General features: G+C 64.5%; 8 protein-coding genes and 1 pseudogene. 5 read left to right on the forward strand and 4 right to left on the reverse strand.

All coding sequences use genetic code 11. The annotated features are described in order from the left end of the window. Positions 1-191 (forward strand): annotated as a pseudogene (locus EN939_RS09665) (NAD(P)/FAD-dependent oxidoreductase); the annotation flags it as partial. An 8-nt stretch (positions 192-199) separates the two neighbouring features. On the opposite strand, the gene EN939_RS09670 reads toward EN939_RS09665, so the two are convergent. The 4 genes from EN939_RS09670 to EN939_RS09685 are packed head-to-tail and all read right to left on the reverse strand — an operon-like array spanning position 200 to position 4,531. Then, a complete protein-coding gene (locus EN939_RS09670) occupies positions 200-856 on the reverse strand; it encodes a GntR family transcriptional regulator (protein ID WP_127267839.1) in 657 nt (218 codons plus the stop codon). Between the two features lie 13 nt (positions 857-869). After that, positions 870-2,180, reverse strand: coding sequence for an aspartate aminotransferase family protein (locus EN939_RS09675; protein ID WP_164748645.1), 1,311 nt, complete (start codon positions 2,178-2,180; stop codon positions 870-872). Next, a complete protein-coding gene (locus EN939_RS09680) occupies positions 2,181-3,239 on the reverse strand; it encodes a phosphotransferase (protein ID WP_127267840.1) in 1,059 nt (352 codons plus the stop codon). It abuts the gene before it with no gap. Further along, on the reverse strand, positions 3,236-4,531 hold the full coding sequence (locus EN939_RS09685) for an ArgE/DapE family deacylase (protein WP_164748646.1): 1,296 nt from the start codon (positions 4,529-4,531) through the stop codon (positions 3,236-3,238). The genes EN939_RS09680 and EN939_RS09685 overlap by 4 nt, the downstream gene beginning before the upstream one ends. 169 nt (positions 4,532-4,700) lie before the next feature. On the opposite strand from EN939_RS09685, the gene EN939_RS09690 reads away from it, so the two are divergent. The 4 genes from EN939_RS09690 to EN939_RS09705 form a co-directional block, all read left to right on the forward strand. Then, positions 4,701-5,399 carry a GNAT family N-acetyltransferase gene (locus EN939_RS09690; RefSeq protein WP_127267842.1) on the forward strand — a complete coding sequence of 233 codons (699 nt, stop codon included), beginning with the start codon at positions 4,701-4,703 and terminating at the stop codon, positions 5,397-5,399. After that, positions 5,400-8,126, forward strand: a complete 2,727-nt coding sequence (locus EN939_RS09695; protein ID WP_127267843.1) for a LuxR C-terminal-related transcriptional regulator — start codon at positions 5,400-5,402, stop codon at positions 8,124-8,126. Between the two features lie 84 nt (positions 8,127-8,210). Beyond that, on the forward strand, positions 8,211-9,332 hold the full coding sequence (locus tag EN939_RS09700; protein ID WP_127267844.1) for a class II histone deacetylase: 1,122 nt from the start codon (positions 8,211-8,213) through the stop codon (positions 9,330-9,332). 4 nt (positions 9,333-9,336) lie between these two features. After that, positions 9,337-9,989, forward strand: a 653-nt coding sequence (locus tag EN939_RS09705; protein WP_127267845.1) for a branched-chain amino acid ABC transporter permease, incomplete at its 3' end; no start/stop codon positions are given.

Consider the following 9,989-nt stretch of genomic DNA (forward strand, 5'->3'; position numbering starts at 1 on the left):
GCCGTGGTCATCGCGATGCCGCGGCGATGGGCAAGGTGCTGGCGGACTGGGCCTCTGGAACCGAGGCCCGCGACCTGCCGCTGCCCTTTGCGTCGCCGGCGCCAATCCCGTTCCATGCCTTGCTGCGGCACGCGCCCAACATGCTGCTCGGCTGGAGCATGCTGCGCGACCGGCTGGACGGGACGAGCTAGGCCGACGGCTACCTGGCAGCGTCAAGGTTTGCCGACAGCACGGCGGCCGCCATCGCGATGTCCTCTTCTATGAAGACCCGCACAGTGGGGCCGCTGCGCTGCTCCAGTGCGGCGACGATCTTGCGATGCGCGTCGTTGGAGTGCGGGATGTAGCGATCGGCCTGCATCAGCAGCTTGAGATAAGGCCCAACCCGCCCCCAGAGGTCGCGGATCATGTTCAAAAGGATCGGCGCGCCGGCATGCTGGTAGATGGCGAAGTGGAACGCCTCGTTCAACGAGAGATAGGCCCTGGCGTCGCTGGCCTCGATGGCACGCTGCATGCCGGCGAGCGTCGCCTGTATGTCAGCCAGTCCGCTTTCGCTCATCCTGGTCGCCGCCATCTCGCCCGCCAGTCCCTCGACGGCGATACGGATGCGCGTCAGTTCCTCGAAGGCAGGCGCGGACAGCAACGGCACGATGACCGAGCGGTTGTTCTGCATCTCGAGCAGTCGCTCGGCGACAAGCCGCTGCAGCGCCTCGCGGATTGGCGTGGTCGAGATGCCGAACGTCTCGGCGAGCTTGCGTATAACCAGCGTCTGCCCCGGGCTGAAGCCGCCTGAAATCAACTCCTGCTTGAGCGCGCCATAAGCGCGGTCATTCAGGGTTTGATGTTCGAGCTTCAGCATGCGATCGGCCCGATCACCAGTTCGACAGCGCGCGATCGAGCGTCTCGGCCAGTTGCTCGGCATTGTCCCTGGCAAACGGCAGTGGCGGCCTGATCTTCAGCACATTGCCGCGCGGACCGCAGGACGAGATCAGCACGCCGTCCTCGCGCATGGCTTCGACGACCGCCGATGTCTTGGTGGCGGCCAGCGCCTCGTCACCGTCCGCCGTCAGCTCGACACCGAAATAAAGGCCGTTGTGCCTGATATCGGCGACCGCGCCACGCCGGCTCTGCAGGGCGCGCAGCAGCTCAGCCGTATAGGCGCCGACATTGCGCGCATTCTCGATCAGTCCTTCACCTTCGATCACCTCCAGAACGGCGAGGCCGACGGCGGCAGCGACCGGATTGCCGCCAAAAGTGTTGAAGTAACCGGTGTTCGAGCCGAAGGAGGCGACAAGTTGCGGCCGCACCAGCACGGCACCCATCGGGTGCCCATCGCCGATCGGCTTGCCCATCGTGATGATGTCGGGCTCGATTCCATAATTGGCGAAACCCCACATTCCCTGGCCAAGCCGGCCGAAGCCGGACTGGACTTCATCGGCGATGATGATGCCGCCGGCCTTTTTGATGTGATCCGCCGCTTCGCGCATCACCGCCGCATCCGGAAAGAAAATACCGTCGCTGGAAAAGGCCGAGTCGAGAAGCAGCGCTGCCGGCCGGATATTCTTTGCGCGCATATCTTCGATGGCGGCCGCGACATTTCTGGCGAAATCATGCGCGGCCCGGCCATGGTCGCGGAACGTGTCCGGCGCTGTCACGGTGCGGTGCTGCGCGGGCACGCCCTTTGCCCCGACCGCCGCCGGCGACAGCTGCGCCGTCGCGATGGTGGCGCCGTGATAGGCAAAGTCGGTGATGATCACCCCGGTGCCGCCGCTGGAATGCTGGGCGATGCGGATGGCGAGGTCGTTGGCCTCGCTGCCGGTGCAGGTGAACATGGCATGACCGAGGTGGGCCGGCACGGTGCCGAGAAGTTTCTCCGCGTAGTCGAGGATGATCTCGCTGAGATAGCGTGTGTGGGTGTTGAGCGTGGCGGCCTGCGCCGACAGCGCCTCGACGACACGCGGATGGCAGTGTCCGACCGAGGCGACGTTGTTATAGGCGTCGAGGAATCTGCGACCCTGGGCATCGTAGAGCCACACACCGCTGCCACGCACCAGATGGATCGGGTTGCGGTAGAAGGCGCGGTAAGTCGGCCCGAGCAGCCTGGCGCGGCGCTCGAGCAGCGCGCGCTCCGATGCAGCCGCGTCGGCATTTGAAGGATATGGCGAGGACTGGGACACGAGCATTTACTCCGGATTGGAATTGTCGAGAAAATAGCGGCGGGCATCGGTGGATGACAGACCATCCAGCTTTTCAAGCGAGGCCCAGACCTCGGTGGCGAGGCGCAGCACATAGTCGCGCTTGGCCGGGAAGCGCTCGGCCTGCCAACTGGCGATGTTGACGATGAGCGCAAGGCGGGCACGGATCAGATTGAAGAGAATGCTGATCTCTTCCTCCTCGAGCGGCTGCACGGACTGATAGCCGGCGACGAAGCGCGCGGCCGGCGCCAGCGGATGGCCTTGCGCCGGCCAGCGATAGACGGCGCCGATGGCGAGGTCGCAGATCAGCGGCGAATGGATCATGTCGCCGAAATCGAGGATGCCGCTGACGACCTCCGGCCGCGACGCGTCCATCACCACATTGTAGGAGTTCATGTCGTTGTGGACGATCTGCGCGCGCAGGGTCGGGATGACCGGCGCCGCATGCTGCTCGAAGGAGTCGATCGCGCGCTCGACCATCGCCCGCCGGCCAACGTCACTGATATGCGCCATCATCGGCCGCGTCTTGGCGACCTTACGGATATCCCAGAGCAGGTCGCTGCCGGCGGCCGGGTGGAAGAAACCGCGCAGCGCCCGGCCAAGGCGGGCGAGGAAGACGCCGAGATTGCGATCCTGCGCATCGGAAGTCGGCGAGCGCGACAGCAGCTGACCGGGCAGATAAGTCACCAGCCGGATGATGCGCGGCGCCGATCCACCAACACTGGCCGCAAATTGCGGCTCGCCTTCAAGGCTTTTGCGCACCGAGGGAACCGGCAAGATGGGGTCGACTGCAAGGATGTGGTCGAGCGCCTTGTTCTGGAAATCGGTGAAGCCGGCCTCTTCCGCCGGATGGGAGATCTTTAGAACGAACTCACGCTCGCCGTCGGCCTGGATGTGGAAATTGTGGTCGCGTTCGCCAGGCAGCGGACGCGCGGTGCCGGTCAGCCCATAGTACCGGCGCAGGATGGCGAGCGCTTCGGCCGCCGAAACATCAGGCGCGTCCTCGGCGAGTGTTTCGCCGAATGCATCGGGGACAGCCGAATTCATGGCTTAGCCTCGATAGGTTCGAGCCCGCACCAGTCGGCGATGAACAGCGCGATGGTCTGGGTGACCTTGCGCACCGAGTCGAGATCGACGGCCTCGTCATAGCCATGCGGCATGCGGCAGATCGGGCCATAGACGATCGCCGGCGTGTCGGCATAGAGGCCGAAGAAGCGTGCATCCGTCGTCGCCGAGGTGACGTGTTCCGTCAGCGGCTCGCCCCAGACGGCGGTATGGCTGCGGCGCAGCACGGATTCCATCTCGTCGGCACCCTCCAGCACATAGCCTTCGGCCATGAAGCCGTTGTAGGTGAGGCTCGGCGGACGATTGGCCAGGAACGGATCGGCACGCGCCGCTTCGGCGATACAGGCCTCGAGCTCGGCTCTCGCGTCTTCGAGCCTCTGGCCGGGATAGGTGGCGACGCGCATCTCGAAGACACATCGCGCCGGAACGCTCGATGTCCATTCGCCCCCTTCGATCTTGCCGAGATTGAAGCGGATCGGGTGCGGGTGATCACGGAAATGCTTGTCGTCGACCTTGCGCGCATTCCAGACGATTTCGAGTTGCTTCAGCGCCTGGATGATGACAAATGCCTTTTCGATGGCATTGGCCCCGGCCGAAAATGCACCCGACGCATGCTGCGGGTCGCCGTCGACCTCGACCCGGAACCAGATCGGCCCGACCTGCGCCCGCATCAGCCTCGGCTCCAGCGGTTCGGGAATGAAGGCGGCGTCGGCGCGGTAGCCGCGCTGCACGCAGGCAAGCGCGCCATTGCCGGTGCATTCTTCCTCGACCACCGACTGCAGGTAAACGTTCGCGGCCGGCTGATAGCCAAGGCTGCGCAAGGCGGTCAGCGCATAGAGACAGGCGGACAGGCCGGCTTTCATGTCGCCGGCGCCGCGGCCATGCATCCAGCCGTCCTCGATCACCGGGTCGTAGGGATCGCGCACCCAGCGGTCGAGCGGTCCGGTCGGAACGACATCGATATGGCCGTTGAGGATCAGCGAGCGGCCGGTCGCGTTTCGCGGCGTATGCGTGGCAACGACATTGAAGGCGTCGTCATAAGAAACTGCCACGGGTGAAAAACCCGGCAGGTCGCGAATCGCATCGACATCGACGCGCCACATGTCGACGGCATAGCCGTCAGCCTCAAAGGCAGCCGCCATGAACGATTGTGCGGCATGTTCCTCGCCACGCTGCGAAGGAAAACGCACGAGGTCTTGCAGAAACGCTACCTGCCGCGCGAAGCCGTCATCGACCGCGCTCAGAATGGCCTCGTCCGCAATCCGCTCAGGCATCATATTTCACTTTCTTCTGAATGGTGTATCATATCTCATATGCCATTCCTGTGAAATGCAAGAGGCATACGCGCCAAACTTTCAGTCCAGGGTTTGCCGTTCGATGCTGCCATGGTCTTGGGGAGTTGGCATCGGATGCAGCAAGCCGATACTGCTATCTCTGGAAGACATGACGGGGAATGCGTTGATCACCGAAGACACGATGCAGGCCGAAATCACCGATCTCGCCATCGGCTACCATCGCCTGCCGGCGGGCAAGCTTGCCAATGCGGTGACGTGGATGGAGGCGCGCTCTCCGCAGCCCGATCTCGCGCACCCCTTGGCCATGACACGGATCACGACGCCCGACTGCGCTTCCTATCGGGCGATCTTCCTCGAGATCGGCGCGCCCTGGCTTTGGGACCGTGTTTCCGAAATGTCCGATGCCGAAATCACCTCGCATTTCGCCGACCCGCGCCAGCATCTCTACTACGGCCATGACGAGACCGGCGCCCATCTCGGTATGGTCGAATTCTTCGTCGCCGACAGCAGCGAGATCGAGATCATCTATTTTGGCCTGTTCCCGTCCCTGACCGGCAGGGGTTTCGGCAAACGGCTGATGGCCGGGGCACTGGACCTCGCATGGTGTCTCAACCCGAGCCGCATCTGGCTGCATACAAGCAGCTTCGATCATCACAGTGTCATCGGGTTCTACAGTGCCTGCGGGTTCGTGCCCTTCGCGACCGGATTTGAGATCGTCGACGATCCCCGGATCAAGGGAACCTTGCCGCGCGATGCCGCACCGCAGATTCCGCTGATCGAAACGGAGTGGAGCAATGGCAAGGGAGCCGCGCTTTCCCCGGAAAAGCGACAAGTTGCGCGGACCTAGATGAGAACAGCCCCGCAATCCGTCAGCCAAGCGTCGCCGCACCATCGCCGATGGGTTCGCCGCGAGACCATCCTGTCGACGCTGGAGCGCCATATCGACACGCGCATCGTGCTGTTCGCCGCGCCCGCCGGCTTTGGTAAATCGACGACGATGGCGCAATGGGCCGCGGAAGTCGCGCGCCACGGTCGGCTGACCGCTTGGCTGTCTTGCGAAGCGACGGACAATGACGAGGGCGCCTTCCTGTCGCATCTGGTGGGCGCGCTGCGCCAACTGGTCCAGAGTCCGGCGGAACTCGATCTTGCCTTCCAGTCGAGCCCGATCCCCCAGCTCGATGTCGTGCTCTCGGCACTTGTGGCGGGTCTGGCGGCGCGCCAGGCCGACATCACCCTGTTCTTCGACGATTACCACGCCGTCGAGGCGCCGGCGGTGAAGCGGTTCATGGAGCGTCTGACCCGGCAGGCGCCGGCAAACGTCGCCTTCGTCATCGGCTCGCGCAGCCTGCCCGACCTGCAGCTCGGCAAGCTCCGGGTGCTTGGCGACGTCTTCGAAATCGGCCCGGACGATCTGCGCTTCGCCTCGTCAGAAGCGGAAGCCTTCTTCAACGACAAGCTGGGCTTGAGCGTCAGCAGCGGTGCGGTGGAAACCCTGTGCTCGCGCACCGAAGGATGGGCCGCCGGCCTGCAACTGGCCTCGCTGTCGCTGAGTGCCGCACATGCACCCGAAACCGTCATCGGCAACTTCACCGGCGCCAACCGAAACGTCGCCGACTTCCTGATGGGCGAAGTGTTCCTGGAACTGCCGCCGGCAATCGCAAAATTCCTGCTCTACAGTTCGATCTTCGAACGCTTCAGTGCCGAGGCCTGCCGAGCGGTGATGCGGGCGGCCGATGCCGAGGCGGCGATTACCGAGATCGAGACGCGCAACCTGTTCCTGGTGCCGCTCGACGAAGAACGGCGCTGGTTCCGCTACCATCATCTGTTCCGCGATTTCCTCAGCCGAGAAATGGAGCGGCGCGAACCGGAGATGATCGCGCCGCTGCATCTGGCGGCCGCCGAATGGTTCGGCGAGCGCAAGATGCTGACAGAGGCGATCGGGCACGCGTTGGCCGCCGGCGACCAGGCCCGCGCGGCGGTGTTCGTCGAGAACAATGCGCTCGACCTCATCGCCCAGTGCCAGCTCCTCTATGTGCGTCAGTTGCTTGCGCTGCTGCCGAGGACGCTGATTGACCAGCGCATCCGGCTGCAACTCGTCGTGCTGTGGCTGGCGGTGCACAGCAGCCAACCCGAGATTGCGCAGCAGACGCTTAGCAACGCGCGCAAGCTGGTCGAGGCCGGACCGGCCGACGGCAGTGACCCGGGCACCATGACCGGCACGACGATAAAGGCCGAGCTCGTGGTCCTCGCCGCTGCCGTGCACAGCACGCTGGAGCAGTTCGATCAGGCGCGCGACACAGCCCTTGCGGCCCTGCGCGTCATCGCGCCCGATGCCTGGTTCATGGAGGGCGCGACCGCCAACGTCATAGGCTACAACCTCTATGCGCTGGGCGACCTCGAAGGTGCCCGCGCCGCCATCGACGCGGCACGACGGGCGCACGAGCGAAGCGGCAGCCTGCTCGGCGTCACCATCGCCAATTGCTACATGGCCGTGATCGAGCGTTCGGCGGGCCGCCTGCCCGCCGCAGAGCGGCTGCTGCGCAACGCCATCATCGAAGCCAGGGCGCGGATCGGTGCAAACTCCTATGCCGAAGCCCTAGCCGGAACGCTGCTTGCCGAACTCGCCTACGAGACCAATGCGTCGGGCGAGGCGTTGACGCTGGTCGAGAATCTCGGACCGCAGATCGAAGGCGCGGCGGTCATCGTCTATCCCCTGGCCAGCGTGCCGACCTATGCCCGCGTGCTGCAGCTGACGGGCCGCACCGAAGCGGCATTGGATATGCTGGAGCGCGTCTATCAACGCGTGCGCGGCACGGTGTATCGCCGCCTGGCATCGATGATCGTGCATGACCGCATACGCGTGCTGCTCGACCAGAGCCGCAATGCTGAGGCGCGCGCGCTGCTGACCGAGCATCGCGGCGAAGGGACCGAGGCTTCGATGGCCATCACCACAGCCAACGAGTTCGAGTTCTTCGCCGAAGGCCGCCTGCTGACGGCCGAGAAATCCTATGCCGCGGCCGCCCGAATTTTCGACGAATTGTTGGTGCGAACGAAAAGCAGCGGGCGCATGCGCCGCCATATCCTCGCGCTGATCCTGCGCGCCAAGGCAGTCAGCGCCACCCATGACCAACGCGTGGCGGACCGTTATCTTCTCGAAGCACTTCGTCTTGCTCAGCCGTCAGGCTTCATCCGTTCCTTCGTCGACGAGGGAAGGCCTGTTATCGACGGGTTGATGCGGCTGCGTGCGGCCCAGGCAAAGACCGATCCAGCACTGTCAGCCTATGCCACGCGCATCATCGACGCCGCGCAGACAATGCCTGCCGCGACTCGCAAGCTGGCCGCACCAGCCGCTGAGAAGGAACAGCTCACCCAGCGCGAGGCCGAACTGCTGCGCTATCTCACTGAGGGCATGTCCAATCGCGATATCGCCTTGGCGCTGTCGGTGAGCGAAACCACGGTGAAATGGCACCTGAAGAACATTTTCGGCAAGCTTGCGGTATCCAACCGGGTGCAGGCGGTGCGCGCCGCGCAAGGGTCAGCAGGCGCCCATCCCCCTCCGAAGGGAGGGGTATAGAATAACGGGCACAACCCCTCTTTCGGGTCGGGCCACATGATCGTCAGCCTGCTAGCGTCACCTGGTTTTCGGAGGACGCTGCGGATGGCGACAGGCTACGTTTTTCACGAACAGCTGATGTGGCACGACACCGGCCCCAGCGCCGACATGATGCCGCCCGGCCGTTTCGTGGAACCCGGCCGCCATCTGGAATCGCCCGGCTCGAAGCGCCGGCTGAACAACCTCATCCAGGTCAGTGGCCTGTCGCGTCATCTGGTGCCGATCATCCCAGAGCCAGTCTCGATCGAGGACCTGCTGCGCGTGCACACGCAACGCCATGTCGACGATATCCGCATGCTGAGCGAACGTGGCTCCGGTTTCGCCGGACCACAGGCGCCGATCGGTCTCAACAGCTTCGACATCGCGCTGCTGTCTGCCGGCACCACCTATGCCGCCATGCGCGCGGTGCTGACCGGCCGCGTCGACAATGCCTATGCGTTGGCGCGGCCGCCGGGGCATCATGCCGAACCCGACCAGGCGATGGGCAACTGCCTGTTCTCCAACATCGGCGTTGCTGTCCGCCGGCTGCAGCATGAAGGTTTGCTCGGGCGCGCGGCGATAGTCGACTGGGATGTGCACCACGGCAACGGCACCGAGACGGTGTTCTATTCCGACCCGTCGGTGCTGACCATTTCCGTGCATCAGGACAATCTCTACCCGACCGGGCGCGGTGCGCTGGCCGACAACGGGAAAGATGCCGGCAAAGGCTACAACATGAACATACCTCTGCCGGGGGGCAGCGGCACCGGCGCCTATGAAGCGGCTTTCGACCGCGTCATCGCACCTGCGCTGCGCGCCTACAGACCGGACCTCGTCATCGTCGCTTCCGGCTTCGATGCGTCAGGCTTTGATCCGCTCGGCCGCATGATGCTCAACAGCGAATGCTTCAGGCGGCTCGCCGCGCGCATGGTGGCGCTGGCCGCCGAGACCTCGCAAGGGCGTCTGATCATGACCCATGAGGGCGGCTACTCCGAAGGTTATGTGCCGTTCTGCGGCCATGCCGTCATCGAGACGCTGGCCAATCACCGTACCGAAGTGGTCGATCCGCTGTCGGACCATATCGACGAGTGGGCTGGGCAGGATCTGCAGCCACACCAGGCTGCTGCGATCGATGCCGCAGAGGGGCTGCTCGCCGGCCTGCGCCAACGTCTCGCAAGCGCGGCCTGACGCGATGGATTTTCTCATCACCACGCTGCTCAACGCGCTGACGCTGATCAGCATCCTGATGCTGGTCGGGCTCGGGCTGGCGATCAGCTTCGGGCTGATGAACGTGACCAATTTGGCGCATGGCGAGTTCGTCACCGTCGGTGCTTTCGCGGTCTATTTCGTCCAGAGCATGGGCGGCTCGTTCTGGCTGGGCCTGGCCGCCGCGCCCATCGCCGGCGCGGTGGTCGGCTGTATCCTCGAATTCGCCATCATCCGCCATCTCTATTCCAGGCCTGTCTCGACCGTGCTCGCCACCTGGGGCGTCAGCCTGATCCTGCAGCAAGGGCTGGAACTGACCTTCGGCCTCGGCGCCAAGCCGGTGACGCCGCCGATCGAGGGCACGCTCGATCTCGTCTTCACCGTCTATCCGGCCTACCGGCTGATCCTGATCGGCATCGCCATGCTGACCTTGCTCGGCGTCATCCTGCTGATCAGCCGGACGCCCTTCGGCCTCGATATCCGAACCGTCATCCAGAACCGCGAGATGGCCGAGGGCGTCGGCATCAACACGCGGCGTACCTACGCCATTGCCTTCACCTTCGGCGCGGCCATCGCCGGGCTTGCCGGCGGACTGGTCGCGCCACTGGCGATCGTGCTGCCGCAGATGGGGGTGAACTA

Origin of the sequence: Mesorhizobium sp. M7A.F.Ca.CA.002.05.1.1 (assembly GCF_003998335.1) — a bacterium.
Taxonomy (GTDB): domain Bacteria; phylum Pseudomonadota; class Alphaproteobacteria; order Rhizobiales; family Rhizobiaceae; genus Mesorhizobium.